Source organism: Vibrio syngnathi, from assembly GCF_002119525.1.
In the GTDB taxonomy this organism is placed as follows: Bacteria; Pseudomonadota; Gammaproteobacteria; order Enterobacterales; family Vibrionaceae; genus Vibrio; species Vibrio syngnathi.
In genome coordinates this window covers 2,822,706-2,848,662 of the sequence record NZ_CP017916.1, presented here as the reverse complement: position 1 = coordinate 2,848,662, position 25,957 = coordinate 2,822,706, and the positions used below count along the sequence as shown (strand labels likewise).

Below are 25,957 nucleotides of genomic sequence, written 5' to 3'. Positions count from 1 at the left end.
AGTTGTTTCGTATTACTGTTTGTTGTTATCACTACAGACAGCCATAGCCGAAAAAGTGGAAGTATTTCGAATTAGGCTACGAATAAGCCCTAGACTATGAAAAACCAGCCCAACATGTTCACCAAATGTGATTGGAAACTGGTGAGGAGAGCAATATGACAACAAAACCTGAAACAGCCATGTCATCCGGCGCTGAAATGTTATCCGGCGCTGAGATGGTGGTGCAGTCTCTAATTGAAGAGGGTGTAGAACAAATCTTTGGTTACCCAGGTGGTTCTGTACTTGATATCTACGATGCGCTGCATGCTAAAACCGCTGAAATTAAACACGTATTAGTACGACACGAACAAGCCGCTACCCACATGGCAGATGGCTATACTCGTTCTACCGGTAAACCGGGTGTAGTACTTGTGTGTTCTGGTCCAGGTGCGACCAATACCGTGACTGGTATTGCCACAGCCTACATGGACTCAATCCCAATGATTGTTATTTCTGGTAACGTACCAAATAACCTTATTGGTAACGACGCCTTCCAAGAGTGTGACATCGTGGGTGTATCCCGTCCGATCGTTAAACACAGCTTCTTAGTTAAGAAAGCGGAAGATATCCCTGAAGTCGTTAAAAAAGCATTCTATATTTCAACGACAGGACGTCCAGGTCCTGTGGTTATTGATCTGCCAAAAGACATCTTAAACCCACAAATCAAGCTTCCTTATGAATACCCAGAAACGATCAAAATGCGTTCATATAACCCAACGGTTACGGGTCATAAAGGTCAGATAAAAAAGGCGCTAAAAGCCCTTCTTGAAGCGAAGAAACCGGTACTTTATGTCGGTGGTGGTGCGGTTATTTCTGAGGCAGATAAGCCGCTGTTAAAATTAGCAGAGGCACTGAATTTACCCGTGGTAAGCACCCTAATGGGGCTTGGCGCTTTCCCTGGTACTCATAAGAACTCTTTGGGTATGTTGGGCATGCATGGTTTGTATGAAGCCAATATGGCGATGCACAATGCGGACTTGATCTTTGGTATTGGCGTACGCTTCGATGATCGAACGACCAATAACCTAGATAAGTACTGTCCTGATGCGAAGATCATGCACATTGATATCGACCCATCTTCGATCTCTAAGAACGTAAAAGTGGATCTACCTATTGTAGGTTCAGCGGAAAAAGTTCTAGAGAGCATGGTTAACCTGCTTATTGATCAAGGTGGAACTAACGATGCAGAAGCGATGGAAAGCTGGTGGAGTGAAATTAAACAGTGGCAAGAACGTGACTGCTTAGCGTATGACAAAACGTCTGGCCGTATTAAGCCACAACAAGTTATTGAAACACTTCATAAAGTAACCAATGGCGATGCCTATGTTGCTTCTGATGTTGGTCAACACCAAATGTTTGCTGCTTTGTACTACCCGTTTGACAAGCCACGCCGTTGGATTAACTCTGGTGGTCTAGGCACGATGGGCTTTGGCCTACCTGCTGGCATGGGCGTTAAGTTTGCGAAACCTGATGAAGAAGTTGTGATTGTTACTGGTGATGGCAGTATTCAAATGAATATCCAAGAGCTATCGACTGCGCTGCAATACAATATTCCAGTTAAGATTATTAACCTTAACAACCGTTTCTTAGGCATGGTAAAACAGTGGCAAGACATTGTTTATCAAGGTCGTTACTCTAATTCATATATGGACTCTGTTCCTGATTTTGCTGCTATCGCTGAGGCTTATGGCCACGTTGGCATGCGTATTTCATCTCCGGATGAACTGGAATCAGGTTTGGAAAAAGCACTAGCGATGAAAGACCGTTTGGTATTTGTCGATATCAGTGTGGATGACACCGAGCACGTATACCCAATGCAGATCAAAGGCGAGGGTATGGATAACATGTGGCTAAGCAAAACGGAGAGAACATAATATGAGACACATCCTTTCACTATTAATGGAAAACCAACCAGGTGCACTTTCTCGAGTGGTTGGCTTGTTTTCTCAGCGTGGCTACAACATTGAGTCTTTGAATGTATCTCCTACAGATGATCCAACGCTGTCTCGTCTTAATGTCACTACTAACTCAAGCGAAATGCAACTTGAGCAGATTCAGAAGCAGTTACACAAATTGATCGACGTACTTAAGGTTCAAGAAGTGTCTGAACTTGAGCATATCGAGCGTGAACTTCTGATGGTAAAAGTACGCGCTAGCGGGTTTGCTCGTGCAGAAGTGAAGCGTACTGCGGATATTTTCCGTGGTCAGATCGTTGATGTGACGGCTTCGCAATACACAGTGCAAATGGCGGGTACTAGCGAGAAGCTTGATGCTTTCATTCAGGCTTTGTCTGAAGTAACGGAAGTACTTGAAGTGGCTCGAAGTGGGGTTGTTGGCATCGCACGTGGTGAACGTGCGTTGAAAGCCTAGCGAAGAAACATTGAAAGCTGCTTTTAAGTTAACACCGCTTATTTAATCGCTAGAGAGCGAAAGCAATTTTACTAATACGAACGGCCCTTCATTTGGGCCGTTTTGCTTTCTGGAAGTATGCATCGCTTGTCCACACTTTCTTATTGCCATTCATTTCTTTGTAATCCTCCCTTAGGGTGCTATTGCGCTTTTTATAGAGTGCTCTGTTATTTACTGTGCTTACTCCCCCATGGTGTACATCCGTATTTATTGGAAATCTCATTTTTGAGAGACTTAAATCACAAAGTTTATATGATTAGACTAAAGTCTAATGCTCGCGGTTATTTGAGCTAAACTGAACAATAATCAAACAGTCTTGCTTCGGCGCATCTCATGATAAAAGATGCAATTAATAGAGTGTTTGCTAGATGTAAAAGGATGGCACCGTTAACTTAATTCAACGGGTTGTTAACCCTATCAAAGGCTTGAAAGTGATGAGTTGAATTAGGTTATCTGAAGCAAGGGTTTAGGGATCATACAGTCTGATTGAAAGAGGCGTGGTATGTTTGTCGATTTTTTAGTGAGGTTAACCATAGGAACGTTAGTCATTCTTGGCTTTCAGCTGAGTGCACTGTATTTTTTACCTATGGTTGTGCTGCTCAATACTCATCACAAAGAGTTTTTCGGGTGGTAGTTCAGTCGTAATACTGGAAATAAAAAACGGAGCTATTAGGCTCCGTTTTTATGTGGTTAGAATCTATCTTGGCATTATGCGGCTTCGATAACTTCTTCAATTCGTTTCATTGAACTTAACAGGTGTTGATCCAGTAGTTCTGTTGCTTGATCGACATTTTTAGCAAGCACCAGCTTCATGAGCATTTCATGCTCATCAATATTGAACAGATCATCAGACGCGCTTTTTGCTGACATAGCTAGGAAGCGGTAGCGTTTTACTTGATTGATAAGATCATCAAAGAACTTGAACATGTTCTCTGAATCTGCGCCTTCAAGCAAAGCGGCATGGAACTGCTGGTGACGCTCTTCCCACTCAATACAATCAAACTCTTCTGATACATATTGTATGCGTGATAGCTTGTGGTAAGAGGTTAATACTTCAAGCTCCCAGCTTTCATCACCTGCTGAAATCGCCTTTTTAAGCAGCACAGAAGAGACAACACGAAGGCTTTCATATAGGTCGTTGAGTTCTTTCTTCGATACAGGAGATACCCAGCAGCCTTTTTGTGGCTCTAGCTTTACGTATTTACTCCAAGATAATTGCACTAAGGCTTCGCGAATTGGAGATGCACCCACGTTGTATCGTGCTTTAAGATCGGCTACAACGAGTTTTTGGCCTGGGGTTAACTCACCATTAAGGATATCTTGGCGAATCATCTTTGATACTTTGTCAGTAAGCGTAGGACTAGACATTACAAACCTCATGTATATTCGATTTCTAGTCTGCTAATCCGTTTCTTAGGAAGAGTTTATTGGAGTTTAACAGTACGTAGTTCTAATGTGATTGATAATACAGCGTACTGAAAAGTTAGGCAAGATTTTGTTTCATAAAAAAAGAGGGCCGAAGCCCTCTTTTATATTTTATGCGAATCGGTTCATTCTTATAGAACGTGAACAGATGCTGTGTTTGTAGTACCAGAAGCGACTAGAGCACCAGAAACCATAACTACGATGTCGCCTTTGTTACCTAGGCCAGATTGTAGAGCGATTTCTTTACCGTTGATGTAGAACGCGTCTGTGTTCTCGATAGAGTCAACAAGAACTGGCTTAACACCTTTAGTAAGAACTAGCTGTGCAGCTGTCTTTTCGTTAGTTGTTAGAGCAAGGATGTTTGCAGTTGGGAAGTACTTACGTACTGAACGTGCAGACTTACCGCCTTCAGTTGCAACAACGATTAGAGGAGCAGCTAGCTTCTCTGCTGTGTCTACAGCGCCTTTACATACTGCTTCAGTGATGCGTAGACGTGGGCTGTCTAGACGAGAACCTAGCTCAGCTTTAAGAGCTGAATCAGTACGGTTCGCGATTTGAGCCATGATAGTAACAGCTTCAACTGGGTACTTACCTTTAGCCGTTTCACCAGAAAGCATTACTGCATCAGTACCATCCATGATTGCGTTCGCAACGTCACCCGCTTCTGCACGAGTTGGACGTGGGTTGCTGATCATAGAGTCAAGCATTTGAGTTGCAGTGATAACCATCTTACGTGCGCGGTTACACTTCTCGATCATCATCTTCTGAGCGAAGATTACTTCTTCAGCTGGGATTTCAACACCTAGGTCACCACGAGCAACCATGATGCCGTCAGAAGCTTCAAGGATTGAATCGAAGTTATCTACACCTTCTTGGTTTTCAATCTTAGAAATGATGTGGATGTTCTCGCCGCCGTTAGCGTTTAGAAGCTCACGGATTTCTTTAACATCGTCTTCTTTACGGATGAAAGAAGCTGCAACGAAATCAACGCCTTGCTCACAACCAAACTTAAGGTCAGCTTTGTCTTTCTCAGAAAGAGCAGGAAGTTGAACAGAAACGCCAGGAAGGTTAACACCTTTGTTTTCGCCTAGAGCACCGTTGTTAAGAACTTTACACTTAACTTCAGTTTCTGTTGTTGCGATAACTTCCATTTCGATTAGGCCGTCATCAACAAGGATAGTGTTACCAGCTGTTAGGTCTTTAGCGAAACCTAGGTAAGTTACTGCTACTACGTCTTTGTTACCAACAACTGTTGCGTCAGTTGTGAAAGTGAACTCTTGACCAGCTACTAGATCTACGTCGTTACCATCTTCAAGTTTGATAGTGCGGATTTCTGGACCTTTAGTATCTAGAAGGATCGCAAGTTGCTCACCATTGTTTTCCATTACTTTACGGAAGTTCGCGATACGAGTGCCGTGCTCTGCGAAATCACCGTGAGAGAAGTTAAGACGCATAACGTTCATGCCAGCATCTACTAGTTCAGTTAGCTTCTCTACAGATTCAGTTTTAGGGCCAATCGTACATACGATTTTGGTCTTTTTCATGGAAGGTACTCTCCGGTAAGTATTGTTACAATTTGAAATTTATTTAAGTTCTGAAGATTGGTCCGCTACATCAACATTTTGTGCCTGTTGTGTAAAAGCGCGGGACTTCCAATATGTCCTTCAGAGTTGTAAGTCTTTCATCAATTTTAGTCATTTTATGACCAAAAGATTTTGATTCAATATCGGTTTTCTGTGACTTACCCCACTATATAGGCGGTAAGTTGCAAAAAAATAACAGTCAGTTTTGTAATTTTTTTTCTTTTCGGGTGCGGATTCTACCACCTAATGAGTTCAATATCACTGCTTAACAATTGTCTTAGGACAAGGTTTTATCGCTATTTATTAATTTTTTGGATCAAAATAAATGGACTAAATAGTTTCGTTGTAACTATAATATGTTTCACATCGAAACTTAATGGCCTTTTTTAAATGTCGAAACGAAACACCCAGCTCAGAAGACATGCAATTTCTAACCTAGTGAATGAAAAAGGGGAGGTTAGTGTTGATGAATTATCCGCTAAGTTCGAAACCTCAGAGGTCACGATTAGAAAGGACTTGGCGTCTTTAGAGAAAAATGGTCAGCTTTTGCGCCGTTATGGTGGTGCGATTTCATTACCGAAAGAGGTTGTCAACGAAGAGCTGGGTCCACAAGTTTCGACTCGAAAGATTTCATTGGCGAAAGCCGCAGCAGATTTAATTCGCGACCATAACCGCATTGTGATCGATAGTGGTAGCACGACAGGAGCGCTAATTCAGCAGCTCAATAGTAAGCGTGGTTTGGTTGTTATGACCAACTCATTGCACGTTGCTAATGCACTTAATGAGTTGGAAAGCGAACCAACACTGCTAATGACCGGCGGCACTTGGGATACCCATTCGGATTCTTTCCAAGGCAAAGTCGCAGAGTCAGTACTTCGTGCTTACGATTTTGATCAACTATTTATCGGGGCTGATGGTATCGACCTTGATAGAGGCACAACCACGTTCAATGAATTGGTTGGTTTAAGCAAAGTAATGGCTGAAGTGTCACGAGATGTGATCGTGATGGTTGAGTCGGAAAAAGTGGGACGAAAGATCCCGAACTTAGAGCTGGCATGGGAACACATTGACATCTTAATTACCGATACAGACTTAGGCGAAGAATCCAAAGCAAGTATCGAATCACATGATGTTCGAGTGATCCTGACCGATCCAGCGTAAAAACAAATTTAAGTATTATGCATTTACCTTCCTATAATTGATCTTAATAAAGATCTGGCCTTTGCTTGCTGCCAATAGGAATAAAACGAAATTGATGGAGTAAAACTATGTGTGGAATTGTTGGTGCAGTAGCACAGCGTGATGTAGCCGAAATTTTAGTAGAAGGCCTTCGCCGCCTAGAATACCGAGGCTACGATTCAGCGGGTGTCGCTGTAGTTGACAGCGAATCTAACCTAACTCGTGTACGCCGCCTTGGTAAAGTACAAGAGCTAGCAGACGCAGTCGATCAACAACATGTTATTGGCGGTACTGGTATCGCTCATACACGTTGGGCGACACACGGTGAGCCTTCTGAAGCAAACGCACACCCACACATGTCGGGCGATATTGCTGTTGTACACAATGGTATTATCGAAAACCACGAAACACTGCGCGCTCTGCTGCAAGAGCGTGGCTACGTGTTTACTTCACAAACAGATACAGAAGTTATCGCTCATCTTGTTGAGTGGGAACTTCGCACGTCAGCTTCTTTGGTTGAAGCTCTGCAAAAAACAGCAAAACAATTAGACGGTGCATACGGCACTGTGGCGGTTGATCGTAAAGATCCTAGCCGTATCGTTGTTGCTCGTTCTGGTAGCCCAATCGTTATCGGTTTTGGTGTCGGTGAGAATTTCCTTGCTTCTGACCAACTAGCGCTATTAAGCGTAACTCGTCGCTTCATGTACTTAGAAGAAGGTGATGTTGCTGAGGTGACTCGTCGTGATGTAACAGTATTTGATGTGGCGGGCGAGCGTGTTGAGCGTGAAATCGTTGAATCAAACGCAGAACACGATGCCGGTGACAAAGGTCAATACCGTCACTTTATGCAGAAAGAGATCTTTGAGCAGCCAACAGCGCTGATCAACACAATGGAAGGCCGTATCTCTGACACTTCAGTTATCACTAACGCGATTGGTGTTAAAGCGGAAGAGATCCTAAGCAAGGTTGAACACGTGCAGATCATCGCATGTGGTACATCTTACAACTCAGGCATGGCAGCTCGTTACTGGTTTGAGTCTCTAGCAGGCGTAAGCTGTGACGTAGAGATTGCTTCTGAATTCCGTTACCGTGATTTCGTTGTTCGTCCGAATAGCCTATTGGTGACTCTGTCTCAGTCTGGTGAAACGGCTGATACGCTTGCTGCACTTCGTCTTGCAAAAGAAAAAGGTTACATGTCAGCAATGACTATCTGTAACGTTGCAGGCTCTTCGCTGGTTCGTGAATCTGATTTTGCCTTCATGACTCGCGCAGGAACTGAAATCGGTGTTGCTTCAACTAAAGCCTTCACAACACAGCTAGCGGCTATGTTGATGATGGTAACGTCAATTGGTCGTCTACAAGGTCGCATCAATGAAGAGAAAGAAGCGGAGATCGTTCAAGCACTACATCAACTGCCTGCTGATATTGAAAAAGCATTAGCGTTTGATAAAGAGATCGAAGCGCTAGCACCTGATTTTGCAGATAAGCACCACACACTATTCTTGGGTCGTGGTGAGTTCTACCCAATCGCGATGGAAGCGTCTCTTAAACTGAAAGAGATCTCTTACATCCACGCAGAAGCATACGCGGCTGGTGAGCTTAAGCACGGTCCTTTGGCTCTTATCGATGCAGATATGCCAGTCGTCGTTATTGCACCAAGCAACGACTTGCTAGAGAAACTGAAATCAAACGTTGAAGAAGTACGTGCTCGTGGCGGTCTACTTTACGTATTCGCAGATGAAGATGCAGGCTTTGAAAGCGATGAGAACATGAAGATCATCAAGATGCCTCACGTAAGTGAAGTAACAGCACCTATCTACTACACAGTACCGATGCAGCTGTTGTCTTACCATGTAGCACTAATCAAGGGTACCGATGTTGACCAACCTCGTAACCTTGCGAAAGCGGTAACGGTTGAGTAATCGTTAGCCTATCTAAGAAAATTAGATAATAAGAAGCCCATCCTGAGATGGGCTTTTTTGTGCCTATTAGTTAACGATTAGTGTTAGATCTAGCTTTAACGTCATTAAGCATTAAGCATTAAGCATTAAGTATTAAGGGCTTGCTCTAGATCAGCAAAGATATCTTCGATGTGTTCAATACCTACTGAGAGACGAATCATCTCTGGTGATACACCTGCTTGTTTTTGTTCCGCTTCGCTTAATTGACGGTGTGTCGTGGAAGCCGGGTGACAAGCGAGAGATTTTGCATCGCCAATGTTCACCAAGCGCTTGAAGATTTGCAGCGCATCATAGAAACGAACTCCGGCTTCATAACCATCTTTCAAGCCAAAAGATAAAATGGCAGACGGCTTACCTTGCATGTATTTCTCAGCCAACGGATAGAACTCAGACGTGGGTAAACCAGCGTAGCTCACCCAACTCACTTTCTCATGTTGCTGAAGGTACTCTGCTACTTTTAATGCGTTCTCTGTGTGTCGCTCCATACGTAACGACAACGTCTCTAAGCCTTGCATTAACATGAAGGCATTCATTGGTGACAGTGCTGCCCCTGTATTACGAAGTGGAACGGTTCGAGCGCGACCAATAAATGCAGCCTCACCAAAGGCTTCGGTATAAACCACACCATGATATGAAGGCTCTGGTTGGTTAAACACGGGGAAGCGATCTTTGTGTTCTGCCCATGGGAATTTGCCTGAATCGACAATCACGCCACCCAATGTTGTTCCGTGACCTCCAACGTATTTGGTTAGCGAGTGCACCACGATATCAGCGCCAAAATCGATAGGTTTACACAACACAGGTGTCGCCACTGTGTTATCAACAATCACAGGTACACCTTGTGCGTGAGCAAGCTCAGCAACACGTTCTAAGTCGATAATATTGCCTGCCGGGTTACCGATACTTTCACAATAAACCGCCTTGGTCTTTTCATCGATCAGTGCCGCTAAGCTTTCTGGTTTATCGTCTTTAGCAAAGCGAACTTCGATCCCTTGGTTTGGTAGCATATGAGCAAATAGGGTGTAAGTACCGCCGTAAAGCTGAGGGGTAGAAACGATGTTGTCGCCGATTTGAGCTAATGTTTGAATCGCGTAGTTGATCGCCGCGCTGCCCGCACTCACCACTAAGCCTGCAATGCCACCCTCTAAGGCCGCCATGCGCTTTTCTAGTACATCATTGGTTGGGTTCATTATGCGAGTGTAGATATTACCGGGTACCGCAAGGTTGAACAGGTCGGCACCGTGTTGTGCGTCATCGAATTCGTAAGCAACGGTTTGGTAAATAGGTGTCGCAACCGATTTGGTTGTTGGATCGGTTTCGTAGCCGAAGTGAATCGAGAGCGTTTCGTCTTTCATGAGTCTTCCCTGAACTATTGAATTATTTTCGTACTCTCATATTGCCGATTTTTTCATAAAAGAAAAGTATATTTAGTCACATAGAGGGGATTGGAATTGTGTGTGGGACGATTTGCTATTTGTAGGAAATATAGCTGTTGAGTTGTACAGCTTCAGAAAAGCAAAAAGCCAGAGCAGCGTGAACTGTTCTGGCTTTTCTAATTTGGTGGCCCCTCCCAGATTTGAACTGGGGACCGAACGATTATGAGTCGTGCGCTCTAACCACTGAGCTAAGGGGCCGTAGGGCATAGATTATAGGGGAAGCATTGATTGGTGTCTAGACACTATGAGGGGCAATTCCGCTTACATCTTAGCCACTTAAATCATACAGGCACAAAAAAGGTGAGCCAACGCTCACCTTTTCTATTTTATGCTTAAAAGCTAACCACACTAAAGCGTGTGATTACTCGTCTAGGAAGCTACGCAGAGTTTCTGAGCGGCTTGGGTGACGAAGTTTACGCAGTGCTTTTGCTTCGATCTGACGGATACGCTCACGAGTAACGTCGAACTGCTTACCCACTTCTTCTAGAGTGTGGTCAGTGTTCATGTCAATACCAAAACGCATACGCAGTACTTTCGCTTCACGAGGAGTTAGGCCTGCAAGAACGTCTTTAGTTGCACCGCGTAGGCTTGTTGCCGTTGCAGAATCTAAAGGCAGTTCTAGCGTTGTATCCTCGATGAAATCACCTAGATGCGAATCTTCGTCGTCACCGATTGGTGTCTCCATTGAGATAGGCTCTTTAGCGATTTTTAGTACTTTACGGATCTTGTCTTCAGGCATTTGCATGCGCTCAGCCAACTCTTCCGGAAGCGGTTCACGACCCATCTCTTGTAGCATTTGACGAGAGATACGGTTTAGTTTGTTGATCGTTTCGATCATGTGAACAGGAATACGGATAGTACGAGCTTGGTCGGCAATCGAACGAGTGATTGCTTGACGGATCCACCAAGTAGCGTAAGTAGAGAATTTGTAACCACGACGGTATTCAAACTTATCTACCGCTTTCATCAGACCGATGTTACCTTCTTGGATCAGATCCAGGAATTGTAGGCCACGGTTTGTGTACTTCTTAGCAATCGAGATTACTAGACGTAAGTTCGCTTCAACCATCTCTTTCTTCGCACGACGAGCTTTCGCTTCACCGATAGACATACGACGGCTGATATCTTTAATGCTTTGAACAGTAAGAGACGTTTCACGTTCGATTATATCCAGCTTTTGGATAGAACGACGGATGTCGTGTTCGTTACGTTTGATCTTTTCAGCGTATGGTTTGTCTGAAGCAAGAACTTCGTCCAACCATGCTTCGCTAGATTCATTGCCAGTAAATAGAGCAATGAAAGATTTCTTCGGCACTTTGCCGTACTCAACCGTTTGACGCATGATTAGGCGTTCTTGAGTACGTACGCGATCCATTGAAGTGCGAAGTTCGTTTACTAGGTAATCAAACTGTTTTGGCGTCAGACGGAATTCTTTGAATACGTCTTGCATCATTGTTGTTGCAAGCGTTGCTTTCGGGCTTTCGTGGCCGTATTCATTGATTGCTAGTTGACGGTTTTGGTAGCTAGTACGAAGCGCTGTGAACTTCTCAAGAGCAAGCTCAGGATCAATACCTGTATCTTCCTCTTCTTCTTCCTCGTCGTCTTCCGCTTCTTCTTTGTCTTCGTCTTCTAGATCAGTTTTAGCTAGTTCTGAACCGATGTGAGTCGCCGTTGGCGCAGCTGTGCCATCGTCGTCTGGGTCAACAAAGCCATTAATTAGATCTGTTAAGCGAATCTCTTCAGCGAGTACGCGGTCAAACTGTTCCAAGATGTATGGAATCGTGCCTGGGTACTCAGCAACAGATAATTGAACGGTATTGATACCATCTTCAATACGCTTCGCAATGTCGATTTCGCCTTCACGAGTCAGTAGTTCAACTGTACCCATTTCACGCATGTACATACGAACTGGGTCAGTTGTACGGCCAATCTCGCTTTCTACGCTTGAAAGCGCAGCAGCAGCAGCTTCAGCTGCATCTTCATCTATATTGGCATCGTCATCATTAAGCGCTAGATCATCAGCGTCAGGTGCAGTTTCTACTACCTTGATACCCATGTCGTTGATCATTTGAATGATGTCTTCTACCTGTTCAGAATCCACGATTTCTGCAGGTAGGTGGTCGTTTACTTCGGCGTAGGTCAGATAGCCTTGTTCCTTGCCTTTAATAACAAGTAATTTAAGCTGTGACTGCGGATTTTGATCCATAGATGATATCCAACTTCAGGTCTGGTGAAGGACGTTGCATTCTCAAATGCAAACCAATTATGTTAACAAATTTATTAAATGCTGACTAATCAAACAGGGTTACGCTTTTAGATCTAGCATTAAAGCTAGTAGCTCCCTTTTTTCTTCGGCTGATAAACCGACACTTCTTGCTTTTGCCTGCAGATTTTCAATTTGTTTTTCAACGCACTGGGCAAGGATATTGTCCAATGAGTCTAAAAATATGTCTTCTTGATTGTCTTCGTCGAGGGGGATTTCCCAGCTCGCGAGACGAGACAGAAGAGCCTCATGTTTATTGTGTCGCCAATGCTCTAATAATTGGCCTGTGTTGATATGGGGATGCGCGTGGCATTTATCAAGTACTTCGACGAATAAACTTAGCCCAGGCAATTGTAAGCCTTTGACACTTGATAAATCCGGTACCATATCAGCATAGCTCGGATTTTGGATAAGCAAAGCGATAACTTCTCGCATTGGAGTACGTTTCAGTTCTTTATGCGGTTGAGGTGTCGGGTTCTTAGTATGAACACGAGCTCGTCTCAGTTGGTTATCAAAACCAGTACGCTCATCCAATAATTTTTCGAGCAGTTCTTGGAAATAACTGTCAGGGATTTTATTAATCAAGGCGCTGGCGTGTGCTCGCAGTGCCGACTTCCCTTCCGTTGTTCCCAAGTTCAACTTGTGTATTTCAATAAGATTATCGAACAAGTAAGTAGAAAGCGGTGTCGCATTCTGTACTAGTTGTTCGAAGGCCTCTTGGCCATTCTCTCTTATATAGCTATCTGGGTCTTCACCGTCAGGCAAGAACAGAAACTTGAGCGTGTTACCTGTTTTCAGGTATTCAAGCGCATTTTCGAGTGCGCGCCACGCTGCTTCTTTACCAGCTCGGTCACCGTCATAACAACAAACCACAGTGTTGGTTTGGCGGAACAACATTTGAACGTGGTCACCGGTTGTCGAGGTGCCCAGTGATGCCACTGAGTAATCAACACCATATTGCGCCAATGCCACGACATCCATGTAACCTTCAACCACAAGTATTTGCGGCGGTTCACGGTAGGCTTGCAGTACTTCATAAAGGCCGTAAAGCTCTTTACCTTTATGGAAGATCGGCGTTTCTGGTGAGTTCAGGTATTTCGGTGTACCGTCTTCTAAGACACGCCCACCAAAACCAATCACTCGACCACGACGATCGCGGATCGGGAACATTACGCGTCCACGGAATCGGTCGTATCGATTGCCTTTATCGTTTTCTATCAACATGCCGCCAGTCACGAGCATGTCTTGTGCTTCTTTTTGTTGGCCGAAGTTCTTACGAACTAAGTCCCATTCATCAGCGACGTAGCCAATGCCAAACTTCTGTACGATTTCACCAGAAAGGCCGCGATTTTTTAGGTAATCAATTGCGGGCTTGTTCGCTGAGATTTTCAGCTGAGAGCGGTAAAAATTACTGATGCCGCCCATCAAATCGTAGAGGTTACGTTTTTGTTCGCTGTTAGCTTTTGGTGCTGTTGATATCTCACCACTGCGCTGTTCTCTAGGAACATCAAGGCCTAAAAATGAGGCCAGCTCTTCAATCGCTTCAACAAAATCGAGACGTTCGAACTCCATAATGAAGTCGATGGCATTGCCATGCACGCCACAACCAAAGCAGTGATAAAACTGTTTTTCTTGGCTTACGCTGAAAGAAGGGGTCTTTTCGTTGTGAAATGGGCAACAAGCACCATAGTTTTTGCCTTTTTTCTTAAGTTTCACGCGTGCGTCCACAATATCGACAATGTCGAGACGCGCTAGGAGATCATCGATGAAACTACGCGGGATGTGTCCTGCCATAAAACCTTAGAAAAATGCACTAACTGAGAGTGTGGATAATAATAGTTTGAATAGGTTACAGATACAAACAAGCCGTGCGTTCCGAAGGATTGCACGGCTTGTTGCAATTTGATTTGGGATTAAGCGAGTTTAGAACGAACTAAACCACTAACTTTACCCATATCTGCACGCCCTTGAATTTGTGGTTTCAAGATAGCCATTACTTTACCCATGTCTTGCATGCCCGCAGGTTGAGCTTCTGCAATTGCGCTATCAAGTAGTGCAATAACTTCTTCTTCAGTTAGCGGCTGAGGCATAAAGCCTTCAAGTACCGTAATTTCTGCTTTTTCCACGTCAGCAAGATCTTGACGATTTGCCGATTCATATTGAGCAACAGAATCGCGACGTTGCTTAACCATTTTAACTAATATAGCAATAATGTCGTCGTCGTTCAGAGTGATCCGTTCGTCAACTTCACGTTGCTTAATTGCTGAAAGAGCTAAGCGGATAGTGCCAAGGCGCGGTTTGTCCTTGGCTTTCATCGCTAATTTTTGCTCTTCTTTGAGTTGTTCAATAAGAGCCATAACTCAGTCCTTATGGATTAAGTTATTAGTACAGACGAACGCGACGTGCGTTTTCGCGAGCTAGCTTTTTAGCGTGACGCTTTTGAGCTGCTGCTTTAGCGCGTTTGCGAACTGTAGTTGGCTTTTCGTAATGCTCACGACGACGCACTTCAGAAAGGATACCTGCTTTTTCACAAGAGCGCTTGAAACGACGTAGTGCAACGTCGAACGGTTCGTTTTCACGTACTTTAACTATTGGCATATGCCTTTCACCTCAGGGGTTATTCATTATCGCTGGTTATTCAGTACCAAATCAGAGAAGTTACCCATCGAGCTAACTCTCTATTCGCGTTTGGTCATTAACCAGCTTGATCAAAAATGGTGCGGAATTTTAATCCGATCACAGTGGCTTTGTAAAGCACTTTGTCGATTATAGTCTGTACAATATTTGTTTGAAGAGCTTAGGCAGGGTAATATTGCGCTAATTTCCCATTTTAGACGAAAGCGTGCCGAGAAAATTATGCGCATTATTGGTATTGAAACCTCTTGTGATGAAACAGGAATCGCAATTTATGATGATGAGCAAGGGCTGCTTTCTCATCAGTTATACAGCCAAGTAAAGCTGCACGCCGATTACGGTGGTGTGGTACCTGAGCTAGCGTCGCGTGACCACGTAAAAAAAACCATTCCACTGATTAAAGCGGCGTTGGCAGAAGCGAACCTAACGTCGAAAGATATTGATGGCGTGGCTTACACGGCTGGCCCTGGTTTGGTTGGTGCATTGCTTGTGGGTGCAACGATTGGTCGCAGTATTGCTTATGCGTGGGGCGTGCCTGCTGTGCCAGTGCACCATATGGAAGGTCACCTTCTTGCGCCAATGCTAGAAGACAATCCTCCACCATTCCCATTTGTTGCTCTGCTGGTTTCTGGCGGACATACCATGATGGTCGAAGTAAAAGGCATTGGTGAATACCGAATCCTTGGTGAATCGATTGATGATGCGGCGGGTGAAGCGTTTGATAAAACCGCGAAGCTAATGGGCTTAGACTACCCTGGTGGTCCACTGCTATCTCGACTCGCAGAAAAAGGCACGCCAGGTCGTTTTAAGTTCCCACGTCCAATGACTGATCGTCCAGGACTAGATATGAGCTTTTCGGGCTTGAAAACGTTCGCGGCAAATACCATTCGTGCTAATGACAATGATGACCAAACTCGAGCTGATATTGCTTACGCGTTCCAAGAAGCGGTTTGTGCGACCTTGGTAATCAAGTGTAAGCGTGCCTTAGTAGAGACGGGCATGAAACGTATCGTGATTGCTGGTGGTGTAAGCGCCAACAAACAACTGCGCATTGAGCTTGAAGCGCTGGCGAAGAAAATCGGTGGTGAGGTGTACTACCCTCGTACTGAATTCTGTACTGATAATGGTGCCATGATTGCTTACGCGGGTATGCAACGCTTAAAGAATGGTGAAACGGCTGATTTGTCGGTTCATGCTACGCCGCGTTGGCCAATTGACCAACTAGAGCCAATTGCTTAACCAGTAGCAATCGTTCAACAAGAAACCGTCGATCAACAAGAAACAGTCGGTCAACAAAAGCTAAGCGCCAAATAAACCATAGTATTTCGATAAACGGTCGCTGAGTGCGGCCGTTTTTATATCCTAGCTTACCGACTATATGTCGATAAATAATTGCTGATAGAGATTAGGGAAGAAAATGAATAAGTTCACCGTAGACAATCAATCGATGACGTACCTAGATGAAGGTCAAGGACCTGTTGTTGTGCTAGGCCACAGTTACCTTTGGGACAGCACTATGTGGAAGCCGCAGATCGATGCATTAAAAACTCAGTATCGCTGTATTGTTCCAGAGCTTTGGTCTCATGGTGAGTCACAAGCCGCGCCGAGCTCAATGCGTAACTTGAAAGATTACGCTCAGCACATTTTGGCTTTGCTTGATCATTTAGATATCGAAGAATTCTCCGTAGTAGGCTTATCGGTTGGCGGTATGTGGGGAACAGAATTAGCGGAACTTGCACCTGCACGTATAAAATCTTTGGTTCTAATGGACACTTTCGTAGGCCTAGAACCAGAAGTTGCTCATGCTAAATACTTCCACATGTTAGACACCATTACTCAAACCAAAATGGTTCCTCAACCGATTGTTGAAGCGGTTGTTCCATTGTTCTTTGCAAATGATGCTCAAACAAACACACCTTCTTTAGTGGAAGGCTTTACTCAGAAATTATCAGATCTTAAGGGTGAGAACGCTGAAGAAGTGGCACGAATCGGTCGAATGGTGTTTGGACGTCGCGATATGATTGAAGCGGTAGATAACTTTGCACTACCAGTTTTGATCGCTGTAGGGCAAGAAGATAAACCGCGTCCGGTACTTGAGTCATACCTAATGCACGACTGTATTACGGGCAGTGAGTTGGTGGTGATTCCTGGTGCTGGTCACATTAGTTCGCTAGAGCAACCAGAGTTTGTGAACACAATGCTGAAGACGTTTTTAGATAAACATCTACTGTAAGAGCTCTTAAATACTAAATAGTATTGATCGACTTAAAATTGCGTCGGTTTGAATTTATCTCGGTTTAAAAATAGTTCGGCTTAGACATGACAGTTTAAGCCGATTTTTTTTGCCCGAGTTTTGGTTCGCTGCCATCGAGTAGGCGGCGGATATTCTGATGATGACGTAGGACGATCAAACAACACAACATGGCCACAGGCAGTGTGTATTGAGGTTTGACTAACCAAGCGTAGAAAGGCGCAAGTAACACAGTAACCAGTGCTGCTAAAGAAGAGTAACGAAACAAAAACGCCACCACTAACCAGGTCGCCATGATCATGCCTGTTAGATCGAATCCAATTGGGGCGATGGCTCCGAGTGCTGTTGCTACGCCTTTACCACCTTTAAAGTGGAAGAATATTGGATACATATGGCCAAGACAGGCTGCAATTGCCACAACACCTAAGATGATAGGATCGATTTTGAGGTAGTAGCCAAGCCAGACAGGAATGGTGCCTTTAAGCATGTCACAAAGAAGAACGGCAGCAGCGGCACCTTTACCACCCACGCGAAGTACATTAGTGGCTCCGGGGTTATTGGATCCTACCGTTCTTGGATCAGGAAGTCTTAAGACTCGGCATATCAAGACCGCACTAGAGATTGAGCCTAGTAAATAGGCAGCAATAATCATGATGAGTGCCAATGGGGTCATGTTTTTCCTTAAACAGTTATAAGCTTAACGATGGGAAAATAATGCTCAATCTAATAGTAATTGATATCATATCTGGAATTACGCAAATAATACGTTTTTTTCCCCGATATGGGTATCCGACCTCTAAAAGGACAAGTCATGGCTCTGGATAAAGTTTTCATTGAACAGCTAGAAGTAATTACAACGATCGGTGTTTACGATTGGGAACAAGAGATCAAACAAAAACTTGTGCTTGATATTGAAATGGCTCATGACAACCGCCCTGCAGGTAAGAGTGATGATGTTGTTGATGCTTTGGATTACTCGACAGTCAGCACAGCCGTACTTGACCACATAGCGAATGGCCGATTCCTATTAGTGGAACGTGTGGCAGAAGAAGTCGCTGAACTAATCATGACTCAGTTCTCAGTGCCTTGGATCAAGATCCGTCTAGCGAAGCCTGGCGCAGTACCACAAGCAAAAGCTGTGGGTGTGATCATCGAAAGAGGTCAAGCATGACAGTAGCCTATGTTGGTGTTGGCACGAACATAGACCGCGACAAGCATGCAAGGGTGGCATGGACAGAGCTTCAATCGTTAGGGACTAACCTCAAATGCTCGAAGATCTATCACTGTGAGCCTGTTGGGTTTAACAGTCATCCGTTTTACAATTTTGTGGTAGAGATCGACACATCACTCTCATTGACTGAATTTTCACAACAACTGCGTGAAATTGAGTTCAAGTGGGGGCGCTCTCAAGATGCCCATAAGCTTCAAGATCGAAAGCTCGATCTTGATATTGTGCTGTTTGGAGAGGTGGTATCAGAGAGCGATCCAGAATTACCACGCAGTGATATCTATAAATATCCTTTTGTAACACAACCTCTTTATGATCTTTGTCCTGCGAGGGTGATCCCGCAAGATGGAAGAACCGTCAGTGAAATATGGCAGAAGATGCAGCAATTAGATTCGCTCTCTGTCGTAGATATAACACTATAATTTTTAAGGTAAGTAATGAGTTATTTTGAAGCGTTTATGTTGGCGTTGGTGCAAGGTTTTACTGAGTTTTTACCTATTTCCAGTTCTGCACACTTAATCCTTCCTTCGGCTGTTTTAGGTTGGGAAGATCAAGGCTTGGCTTTTGATGTTGCGGTCCACGTTGGTACTTTGGCCGCAGTAGTTATCTATTTCCGCAAAGAAGTGGTCTCTCTGTTGAGCGCATTCTTTGGTTCCGTGTTTAAAGGCGATCGCAGTAAAGAAGCAAAGCTGGCGTGGATGATCATTCTCGCGACGATTCCTGCGTGTATCTTTGGCTTGTTGATGAAAGATATTGTTGAGCTTTACTTGCGCAGTGCATGGGTGATCGCGACGACCACGATTATCTTTGGTCTGTTGCTATGGTGGGTGGATAAGAACTCAAGTCTGCGTGATGACGAATACCAAGCGGGTTGGAAAAAAGCGCTGTTTATTGGTCTTGCTCAAGCAATGGCGATCATCCCTGGTACTTCTCGTTCTGGCGCGACGATTACCGCAGCGCTTTACCTTGGTTTTACACGAGAAGCCGCGGCTCGATTCTCTTTCTTGATGTCTATCCCAATCATCACCTTAGCTGGTGGTTACTTAGGCTTGAAGTTGGTGACCAGTGGTGACCCAATCCATGTTGGTACCTTGCTAACGGGTATCGTGGTGTCTTTCATCAGTGCTTATATTTGTATTCACTTCTTCTTGAAGCTTATCTCACGTATGGGTATGACCCCGTTTGTTATCTACCGTCTGATTCTAGGTTTTGGCCTGTTTGCTTTCTTGATGATGCAGTAGCACTCGATTTACTTTCTTGATGATACAGAAGCATTCGACTTACGAAAACAAATATTTCGTCCTACAGATTGAAACGGAAAAACCCGCCTAGTAGCGGGTTTTTTAATGCCGGAGAATCAGCGCTATTGCGATTAATTATCAGCGAGTTCTAATAGGGCGTTTTCAATCGCGATAGCTCTGCGTTTCTCTTGTTCTTCTCGAATATCTTTGCCTTGAAAACCATCGGCAATAATCGCTTTAACTTCGACTTGAAGCGCTGCTTGGTAAGCCACTTCAAAACGCGCTTTCTGAGGGTAAGGCTGATCTTCTAATCCTTTACGACCAGCATGATCGGCTTGGCAGCAAAGCAGTATGTCGTTGAGCCTGTCTGGTTTACGCCAAACATCAAACTTATTCAGAACCTTGAGAAAGGTGGTTGGCTTGAGCTCACCTGCTCGATGGATATTAGAATGCTGCTCGCACACTAACAACGCGAGGTCTCTGAATTCATTGGGCACTCTAACTCTTTCACACAGCTTCTTAATGATTTTTAAGCCTGTATGGCAATGCATTTTGTGGCTTGGCCATTCGCTTTCTGGCGTGATGCCTTTACCTAAATCATGCACTTGAGCGGCAAAACGAACAGGTAATGACTGGCTTAACAGCGCAGCTTGCTGAGCAACCATCAGGGTGTGAATGCCCGTGTCGATCTCAGGGTGCCATTTTTCAGGTTGAGGAACGCCAAACAGCGCGTCAATTTCAGGCAATACAACAGCTAATGCGCCACACTCTTTCAGGACAGAAAGGAACACTTCAGGATGCGGCGTACTAAGAGACTTGTGCCACTCTTGCCAAACTCGTTCTGCCGTAAGATGTGCCAGTTCACCGGATTGCACTATCTCACTCATCATTAGCATGGTTTCCGGTGCAACCGTAAAGTTGAGATGGTGAAGCTTGGCAGCAAAGCGAGCGACACGCAGCACACGCAGAGGATCTTCAACAAAAGCATCCGAAACGTGTCTTAGAATACGATCTGAGAGATCTTTCTGGCCATGGTAAGGATCGTAAAGTTGGCCTTTATCGTCTTGAGCAATGGCGTTGATGGTCAGATCTCGGCGCATCAGATCTTCTTCCAAACTCACATCTGGTGCAAAGTAACATTCGAAACCCGTATAGCCAGAACCGGACTTTCTCTCGGTACGAGCCAGTGCGTGCTCTTCTTTGGTCTTTGGGTGTAAGAAGACAGGGAAATCTTTCCCTACAGCAGTAAATCCAAGGCTTTCCATCTCTTGAGGGGTACTTCCTACCACGACCCAATCTCTATCATAGCTATCAATATTGAGCAGTTTATCGCGTACCGCTCCACCGACAAGATAGCGTTGTAGCCCATTCTCTTTTGGTAGGCTATCGAATATTTGCAACTTATCACCTCGAAATGTTTTATCACTGCTGGACTTTACTGCAAGCAATGGTACTTTCCATTAATCGTAATTATAGGGCAGCACATGTATAAGGAATATTTTGGCTTCGTTGAGATGCCATTTTCGATTGTACCAAATTCTCGCTATTTGTTTTTGAGTCAGCGTCACCAAGAAGCGATGCAGAACCTACAAGCCGGTTTAGGCGAAGGAGGGGGATTTGCGATGCTTACTGGTGAAGTCGGTACAGGAAAAACAACGGTCGCCAAAGCGATGTTGTCATCACTCGATAATCAGACTCAAGCTGGCCTTATACTTAACCCTACGTTTTCGAATACGGATTTACTTGAAGCTATCTGCGATGAGTTTGAGGTTGAGTACCCTGAACAAGCATCGTTGAAACAGCTGAGTCAGGCCATTCATCACTTTCTGCTCGACAGTCATGCTGAAGGCATTCAAACCTTATTGGTGATCGATGAAGCCCAACACCTTGCTGCCGATGTGTTGGAGCAGTTACGCCTTCTAACAAACTTGGAAACCGACAGTCGTAAGCTGTTAAAGGTGCTGTTGGTTGGCCAACCTGAATTACAGCAACACTTACAAACCACACAGTTACGTCAACTTGCGCAGCGGATTACAGGTCGCTATCACTTACTGCCTCTTAATATCGAAGAAGCTGGTCAGTACATCGCGTTTCGTTTGGAAACGGCGGGTGGTGAGCAGATGTTGTTTTCGAATCGTTCAATCAAGCTTATCGCCCAATATACTCATGGTATTCCAAGGCTCATTAACTTGGTGTGTGATAAAGCGCTGCAATTGGCTTTCCATGACGGTGATAAATCACCGAGTAATGAAACGGTTAACCGAGCTTGTCAGCAAATCATGTCCTTTCAGGCCGATGTGTATCACGTCGAGAAAACTCGCGCCACTCATGTCGCCCCCAAATTACTCCAATACGCGGGGATTGCCACGTTAAGTGTCGGCCTTGCAATCGCGACCCTTAACTTCGCCCCTGCCTATATTAGTTCATGGGTGACTGCGGATACTTCCAGTGAAGTTAAAACGGAAGTAGCGGCACATACTCAACGCTCATTTGTGGCTGAAACTCCGACACTGGTTGATACACCTATATCGGCTCAAGATCTCAAGGCTTCGAAATTTGCACTACCACAAGATGTTCAGAAACACCTGAAGCAAGGGAATAACCAAACGCTTGCAATTAGGGACCTTTACACGCTTTGGGGATATGAATCCTCGCTTCGTGATTGGCTATGTTTGAGTGAACAACAAAGTGTATTTGTATGTGAGCAACATCAAGCCAATTTAGAATATTTGATAGAGCTTGGAGTTCCCGTGGTTCTTAATCTGGAATTAGCGCAAGAACCTGTGTTTGCTGTACTTTATGGCGCGTCTGAGGAGTCTGTTGAGCTCCTCGTCAACGAAAAGCTATTGGTGATGCCTAAGCGTACCTTAACGCAAATTTGGCAAGGTGATTATGTCGCGATTTGGAAACAGCCGCTAAGAGAAACCTTAAAAGAGGGCTATCAAGGTGAGGCGGTTGCTTTACTTGATCTACTGCTTTCTGAAGTCTTGGGTGAAGACGTATCGGGCAGTGATGTCTTTGACTATGAATTGAAAATGAAAATCGAAGCGTTTCAAACTTGGCAGGGTATGTCTGTTGATGGCATTGCAGGTAAGCGCACCTTAGCAAGACTGCAGAGATTAGCTCAACTCGACTCGCCTCAATTGATGTTGCTAGAAGGAGGCGAAAGCTAATGTCACGTATTATGTACCAGCTTAAACAGTCTTCTAATAATAAACCTAGCTTCAGAGGCTACCAAAATCATCACGAGCCTAGTTCTGCTAGAGGGATTAGCAGCAAACGAGGTTCATCGTTAGCAATGGGGCTACTCCTTGTCTTAGTGCCTTCTTTGTTGGTGGGCGGCCTTCTGGCTTATCAATCATATAACCAACAACATAAAAACTCGACTAGCCAAGTCGCCTCCGGATCTCTGTCTGAATCAAAGTTTCAACCAGACCTTGCTCCTCAAATTGCTAGTGCTGACATAGCCAGTGTGGATGCTGTGTTAGTGGATGCAGACGATGAAGTATTATTCTCTGTTCGCTCGGCACCGGTAAGCCAACTTTTGAAAGCACTACCGCGCCAAGAAATGCATGTAAATATGGGCACCGACATCGATGATATCGCTAGTGGCTCAAAAGCGATCGTGGCAAATGTAGATAATAGTAATCAAGCTGCAACGAATTTTGAACCGTCATCTGTCGAACCATTAGTTCAACCTGGAACGAATAATGAGAATGGTATTCTACAATCGGACCGTGATTTACTGAAAGGGTTAGACCTCACCGAGTTACCACCCGATTTAGCATTGAAACTTGAATCAATGATGGGAGAGCAACCGGTCTCACCCGAACCGATGGATTCTAGACCTGTGGGGAGTATGGATTCTCAGGTCATAGGTTTAGAAACACATGGTAATAGACTGTCGGGTGTATTACCTAAGTTAGACCTACAAACTCATATGTACTCGAGTAGTGAAACTAAGCGTTGGGTCAAAGTGAATGGCCACGAAGTCGCTCAAGGGGAGTGGATCGAGCGGGGTATTCAGTTGCTTGAGATTAAACCACAATCGGTAATCATTGAATTCAATCAGCAGAAGATAGAAATCCCAGCTTTGTACGAGTGGAAAGGCTAACGAGTTCTAAAGGGGTCTAGATGAAGGTAAATAAAAAGGAGCACCTCGGTGCTCCTTTTTGGTATTCGATACTGAATCTACTGTACCAAATGCGAGGCTTACGCCCAGCCGTTTGGTGACTTTCTACGACGAGGCATGATGTGTGGTAGAACAAGGCCAAGAAGTAGACCAATACCAGCAACACCACCACCGTACATGAAGTACTTCAATAGTAAGTCATCTTTTTGAGTATCTAGCTTAGCGCGTAGTTCACGGTTCTCTGTTTGAGAGCTCGTTAGCTGTTGGCTAATCTCACTGTAGTTCTGCTCTAGTTCAGCAATCTGCTTGTTACGAGAGTCTAGAGAGCTTGCGAGACCTGCTTTTTCGCTATCAGCACTTTGGCGAGCATTCGCCAGCTTGCCTTTTACTTCCGAGAGCTCTTTCTCTAGCTTAGGCATGCGCAGTGCCATACTTTCTTTTGTGCTTACGAACTTACTCTCAACCCAACCTTTGCGTCCTCGGCTATCTTGAACCTGAGTGTAACCCGTGCTCTTGTTAGTTTGCAGGTAGGTGATTTTCTCACCGGCATCAATACTACCTATGATACGGAAAGTATTGTTTGGGCCAGAGTGCATATAAGTAAATAGTTTGTCAGCAATATAACGGTCTTGAGCAAAGGCAGCTGGAGCCGCAAGCATTGCGAACAAAACTAAGCTAATCAGTTTTTTCACAGTAAATCCTTTAACGATTCAAATTGGGTAGGCGTATGAGTCAGCCTCAATCAGCAAATAATATTTAGTTTTTTTATATGGTGCAACAAAGAAGGGAGGCAAAGCCTCCCTTTCTGTGCGTTTGAGTCAATAATGACATGGTATTTACATATCTTTACTGAAGCTCACCGTTTTCTGACGCTAATAATAACTAACGTCAGGGCTATTACATAGTAAACATAGCCTGAATTGCGTAGAAGAATACAACAGCAAGTAGAGCACCTGCAGGTAACGTCACAATCCAAGAAGCTACGATGTTACGCACAACGCCTAGGTTTAGAGCTGCGATACCACGAGCAAAACCTACACCCAAAACCGCACCAACCAATGTTTGCGTGGTTGAAATCGGAAGGCCAGTACCTGAAGCAAGTACAACCGTACATGCTGTTGCAAGTTGTGCAGCAAAGCCACGGCTAGGTGTTAGTTCTGTAATACCAGTACCAACAGTTGCCATTACTTTATGGCCCATTGTTGCAAGACCAACAACGATACCAATACCACCTAGTGGAAGAATCCACCATGCGATAGTGCTCTTGCCTGAGATTTCGCCCATGTGCTCAACCGTTGAAACAACCGCTGATAGTGGACCAATCGCGTTGGCAACATCGTTTGAACCGTGTGCGAATGCCATTGCACAAGCCGTGATAACCATTAGTACGCTGAAGATACCTTCTACGCCAGTAAAACCGTGGTCTTCTTCGCGGTTAGCAAACTTCTTCTGAATGTATAAGTAACCGCCAACCATGACGACAGCAGAAACACCTGCAGCCCATAACCATGCTTCAGTACCGGTTAGATGAAGGCCTACGTGCTTAAGACCTTTCTTGATCGTTACAAGTGCAATGACCATTGTAGTAATGAACATGTATACCGGTACAAAACGCTTCGCATTGAATAACGGGTTTTCTGTATCGAATATCAGTCGTTGGGCACTGACAAATATGAGGTAGGCGAAGATACCGGAAATCAATGGTGTGACAATCCAACTTCCCACAATGCCTTGAACACTGTTCCAATCTACAGCTTCAGTACCCACAGACACACAAGCAAAACCGATGATTGCACCGATGATTGAGTGAGTCGTTGATACTGGCCAGCCCATGTATGAAGCTAGAAGTAGCCATGTACCAGCTGCTAGTAGCGCAGACATCATGCCGTATACAAGTACATCAGGTTGATGAGCGAATAGAGACGTTTCGATAACACCTTTACGGATCGTGTCTGTTACTTCGCCGCCCGCAAGGTAAGCACCTGCGAATTCAAAGATCATTGCGATAATGATCGCTTGTTTAACGGTTAGAGCTTTAGAGCCTACTGAAGTGCCCATTGCGTTCGCAACGTCATTTGCACCAATACCAATAGCCATCAAGAAACCGAAAGCTGCTGCAACAATAATCAGGACAGTGCCGTAGTTAGCAAGGATATCCATCGTAATACCTAGTTGT

Annotated in this window: 22 protein-coding genes and 1 tRNA gene; 11 read left to right on the top strand and 12 right to left on the bottom strand. The window is 44.6% G+C overall.

Going from position 1 to position 25,957, the window contains the following annotated elements; all coding sequences use genetic code 11:
- The first annotated feature begins 155 nt into the window (after positions 1–155).
- Both K08M4_RS12880 and ilvN read left to right on the top strand, forming a co-directional pair.
- Complete coding sequence (locus tag K08M4_RS12880) at positions 156–1,913, top strand: acetolactate synthase 3 large subunit (protein ID WP_086050115.1); 1,758 nt, start codon at positions 156–158, stop codon at positions 1,911–1,913.
- Position 1,914: 1 nt separating this feature from the next.
- Positions 1,915–2,409, top strand: a complete 495-nt coding sequence (ilvN, locus tag K08M4_RS12875) for an acetolactate synthase small subunit (RefSeq protein WP_004735875.1) — start codon at positions 1,915–1,917, stop codon at positions 2,407–2,409.
- A 747-nt stretch (positions 2,410–3,156) separates the two neighbouring features.
- On the opposite strand, the gene K08M4_RS12865 is transcribed toward ilvN, so the two are convergent.
- Together K08M4_RS12865 and pykF are read right to left on the bottom strand one after the other, a co-directional pair.
- Positions 3,157–3,828 (bottom strand): GntR family transcriptional regulator, encoded by a 672-nt coding sequence (locus K08M4_RS12865; RefSeq protein WP_086050114.1) that lies wholly within the window; start codon positions 3,826–3,828, stop codon positions 3,157–3,159.
- Positions 3,829–4,004: 176 nt separating this feature from the next.
- On the bottom strand, positions 4,005–5,417 hold the full coding sequence (gene pykF / locus K08M4_RS12860) for a pyruvate kinase PykF (protein ID WP_009847804.1): 1,413 nt from the start codon (positions 5,415–5,417) through the stop codon (positions 4,005–4,007).
- Between the two features lie 429 nt (positions 5,418–5,846).
- On the opposite strand from pykF, the gene K08M4_RS12855 reads away from it, so the two are divergent.
- Positions 5,847–6,617, top strand: a complete 771-nt coding sequence (locus K08M4_RS12855) for a DeoR/GlpR family DNA-binding transcription regulator (protein WP_086050113.1) — start codon at positions 5,847–5,849, stop codon at positions 6,615–6,617.
- 107 nt (positions 6,618–6,724) lie between these two features.
- On the top strand, positions 6,725–8,557 hold the full coding sequence (gene glmS, locus K08M4_RS12850) for a glutamine--fructose-6-phosphate transaminase (isomerizing) (RefSeq protein WP_004736010.1): 1,833 nt from the start codon (positions 6,725–6,727) through the stop codon (positions 8,555–8,557).
- 125 nt (positions 8,558–8,682) lie between these two features.
- Here glmS and K08M4_RS12845 read toward each other — a convergent pair whose 3' ends face one another.
- The 6 genes from K08M4_RS12845 to rpsU form a co-directional block, all read right to left on the bottom strand.
- Positions 8,683–9,951: an O-acetylhomoserine aminocarboxypropyltransferase/cysteine synthase family protein gene (locus K08M4_RS12845; RefSeq protein WP_086050112.1), complete on the bottom strand. Its 1,269-nt coding sequence runs from the start codon at positions 9,949–9,951 to the stop codon at positions 8,683–8,685.
- A 203-nt stretch (positions 9,952–10,154) separates the two neighbouring features.
- A tRNA-Ile gene (locus K08M4_RS12840) sits at positions 10,155–10,230 on the bottom strand.
- Positions 10,231–10,393: 163 nt separating this feature from the next.
- Positions 10,394–12,238 (bottom strand): RNA polymerase sigma factor RpoD, encoded by a 1,845-nt coding sequence (gene rpoD, locus K08M4_RS12835; protein ID WP_086050111.1) that lies wholly within the window; start codon positions 12,236–12,238, stop codon positions 10,394–10,396.
- Positions 12,239–12,337: 99 nt separating this feature from the next.
- A complete protein-coding gene (gene dnaG / locus K08M4_RS12830; RefSeq protein WP_086050110.1) occupies positions 12,338–14,089 on the bottom strand; it encodes a DNA primase in 1,752 nt (583 codons plus the stop codon).
- A gap of 119 nt (positions 14,090–14,208) precedes the next feature.
- On the bottom strand, positions 14,209–14,652 hold the full coding sequence (locus K08M4_RS12825; RefSeq protein ID WP_009847797.1) for a GatB/YqeY domain-containing protein: 444 nt from the start codon (positions 14,650–14,652) through the stop codon (positions 14,209–14,211).
- 25 nt (positions 14,653–14,677) lie between these two features.
- Entirely contained in the window at positions 14,678–14,893 is a 216-nt protein-coding gene (rpsU, locus tag K08M4_RS12820) for a 30S ribosomal protein S21 (RefSeq protein WP_004396009.1), read from the bottom strand.
- Between the two features lie 258 nt (positions 14,894–15,151).
- Here rpsU and tsaD point away from each other — a divergent pair, with 258 nt between their 5' ends.
- Entirely contained in the window at positions 15,152–16,168 is a 1,017-nt protein-coding gene (gene tsaD / locus K08M4_RS12815) for a tRNA (adenosine(37)-N6)-threonylcarbamoyltransferase complex transferase subunit TsaD (protein ID WP_004735972.1), read from the top strand.
- A gap of 178 nt (positions 16,169–16,346) precedes the next feature.
- Positions 16,347–17,162, top strand: coding sequence for an alpha/beta fold hydrolase (locus tag K08M4_RS12810; protein WP_086050109.1), 816 nt, complete (start codon positions 16,347–16,349; stop codon positions 17,160–17,162).
- 94 nt (positions 17,163–17,256) lie between these two features.
- On the opposite strand, the gene plsY is transcribed toward K08M4_RS12810, so the two are convergent.
- Positions 17,257–17,853 carry a glycerol-3-phosphate 1-O-acyltransferase PlsY gene (plsY, locus tag K08M4_RS12805; protein WP_009847793.1) on the bottom strand — a complete coding sequence of 199 codons (597 nt, stop codon included), beginning with the start codon at positions 17,851–17,853 and terminating at the stop codon, positions 17,257–17,259.
- A gap of 138 nt (positions 17,854–17,991) precedes the next feature.
- On the opposite strand from plsY, the gene folB reads away from it, so the two are divergent.
- Genes folB through K08M4_RS12790 form a run of 3 tightly spaced genes read left to right on the top strand, consistent with a single transcriptional unit; the run spans position 17,992 to position 19,649 of the window.
- Positions 17,992–18,351 (top strand): dihydroneopterin aldolase, encoded by a 360-nt coding sequence (gene folB / locus K08M4_RS12800; protein ID WP_004735969.1) that lies wholly within the window; start codon positions 17,992–17,994, stop codon positions 18,349–18,351.
- On the top strand, positions 18,348–18,830 hold the full coding sequence (gene folK, locus K08M4_RS12795) for a 2-amino-4-hydroxy-6-hydroxymethyldihydropteridine diphosphokinase (RefSeq protein WP_086050108.1): 483 nt from the start codon (positions 18,348–18,350) through the stop codon (positions 18,828–18,830). Before folB ends, folK begins: the two co-directional genes overlap by 4 nt.
- Positions 18,831–18,845: 15 nt before the next feature.
- A complete protein-coding gene (locus K08M4_RS12790) occupies positions 18,846–19,649 on the top strand; it encodes an undecaprenyl-diphosphate phosphatase (RefSeq protein ID WP_004735967.1) in 804 nt (267 codons plus the stop codon).
- 131 nt (positions 19,650–19,780) lie between these two features.
- Here the strand turns inward: K08M4_RS12790 and K08M4_RS12785 are convergent, their stop codons facing one another.
- Positions 19,781–21,097 carry a multifunctional CCA addition/repair protein gene (locus K08M4_RS12785; protein ID WP_086050107.1) on the bottom strand — a complete coding sequence of 439 codons (1,317 nt, stop codon included), beginning with the start codon at positions 21,095–21,097 and terminating at the stop codon, positions 19,781–19,783.
- A 36-nt stretch (positions 21,098–21,133) separates the two neighbouring features.
- Between K08M4_RS12785 and K08M4_RS12780 the strand changes: the two genes are divergently transcribed.
- Both K08M4_RS12780 and K08M4_RS12775 read left to right on the top strand, forming a co-directional pair.
- A complete protein-coding gene (locus K08M4_RS12780; RefSeq protein WP_198299294.1) occupies positions 21,134–22,822 on the top strand; it encodes an ExeA family protein in 1,689 nt (562 codons plus the stop codon).
- A complete protein-coding gene (locus K08M4_RS12775; protein ID WP_086050105.1) occupies positions 22,822–23,763 on the top strand; it encodes a general secretion pathway protein GspB in 942 nt (313 codons plus the stop codon). The genes K08M4_RS12780 and K08M4_RS12775 overlap by 1 nt, the downstream gene beginning before the upstream one ends.
- Before the next feature lie 98 nt (positions 23,764–23,861).
- On the opposite strand, the gene K08M4_RS12770 is transcribed toward K08M4_RS12775, so the two are convergent.
- Together K08M4_RS12770 and K08M4_RS12765 are read right to left on the bottom strand one after the other, a co-directional pair.
- Positions 23,862–24,473: a TIGR04211 family SH3 domain-containing protein gene (locus K08M4_RS12770; RefSeq protein ID WP_086050104.1), complete on the bottom strand. Its 612-nt coding sequence runs from the start codon at positions 24,471–24,473 to the stop codon at positions 23,862–23,864.
- Between the two features lie 205 nt (positions 24,474–24,678).
- Positions 24,679–25,941 carry an inorganic phosphate transporter gene (locus tag K08M4_RS12765; protein ID WP_086050103.1) on the bottom strand — a complete coding sequence of 421 codons (1,263 nt, stop codon included), beginning with the start codon at positions 25,939–25,941 and terminating at the stop codon, positions 24,679–24,681.
- Between the last annotated feature and the right edge of the window lie 16 nt (positions 25,942–25,957).

Coding starts and splice junctions, on each gene's coding strand:
- K08M4_RS12880 (WP_086050115.1), top strand. CDS start 156: ATGACAACAAAACCTGAAACAGCCATGTCATCCGGCGCTGAAATGTTA.
- ilvN (WP_004735875.1), top strand. CDS start 1,915: ATGAGACACATCCTTTCACTATTAATGGAAAACCAACCAGGTGCACTT.
- K08M4_RS12865 (WP_086050114.1), bottom strand. CDS start 3,828: ATGAGGTTTGTAATGTCTAGTCCTACGCTTACTGACAAAGTATCAAAG.
- pykF (WP_009847804.1), bottom strand. CDS start 5,417: ATGAAAAAGACCAAAATCGTATGTACGATTGGCCCTAAAACTGAATCT.
- K08M4_RS12855 (WP_086050113.1), top strand. CDS start 5,847: ATGTCGAAACGAAACACCCAGCTCAGAAGACATGCAATTTCTAACCTA.
- glmS (WP_004736010.1), top strand. CDS start 6,725: ATGTGTGGAATTGTTGGTGCAGTAGCACAGCGTGATGTAGCCGAAATT.
- K08M4_RS12845 (WP_086050112.1), bottom strand. CDS start 9,951: ATGAAAGACGAAACGCTCTCGATTCACTTCGGCTACGAAACCGATCCA.
- rpoD (WP_086050111.1), bottom strand. CDS start 12,238: ATGGATCAAAATCCGCAGTCACAGCTTAAATTACTTGTTATTAAAGGC.
- dnaG (WP_086050110.1), bottom strand. CDS start 14,089: ATGGCAGGACACATCCCGCGTAGTTTCATCGATGATCTCCTAGCGCGT.
- K08M4_RS12825 (WP_009847797.1), bottom strand. CDS start 14,652: ATGGCTCTTATTGAACAACTCAAAGAAGAGCAAAAATTAGCGATGAAA.
- rpsU (WP_004396009.1), bottom strand. CDS start 14,893: ATGCCAATAGTTAAAGTACGTGAAAACGAACCGTTCGACGTTGCACTA.
- tsaD (WP_004735972.1), top strand. CDS start 15,152: ATGCGCATTATTGGTATTGAAACCTCTTGTGATGAAACAGGAATCGCA.
- K08M4_RS12810 (WP_086050109.1), top strand. CDS start 16,347: ATGAATAAGTTCACCGTAGACAATCAATCGATGACGTACCTAGATGAA.
- plsY (WP_009847793.1), bottom strand. CDS start 17,853: ATGACCCCATTGGCACTCATCATGATTATTGCTGCCTATTTACTAGGC.
- folB (WP_004735969.1), top strand. CDS start 17,992: ATGGCTCTGGATAAAGTTTTCATTGAACAGCTAGAAGTAATTACAACG.
- folK (WP_086050108.1), top strand. CDS start 18,348: ATGACAGTAGCCTATGTTGGTGTTGGCACGAACATAGACCGCGACAAG.
- K08M4_RS12790 (WP_004735967.1), top strand. CDS start 18,846: ATGAGTTATTTTGAAGCGTTTATGTTGGCGTTGGTGCAAGGTTTTACT.
- K08M4_RS12780 (WP_198299294.1), top strand. CDS start 21,134: ATGTATAAGGAATATTTTGGCTTCGTTGAGATGCCATTTTCGATTGTA.
- K08M4_RS12775 (WP_086050105.1), top strand. CDS start 22,822: ATGTCACGTATTATGTACCAGCTTAAACAGTCTTCTAATAATAAACCT.
- K08M4_RS12765 (WP_086050103.1), bottom strand. CDS start 25,941: ATGGATATCCTTGCTAACTACGGCACTGTCCTGATTATTGTTGCAGCA.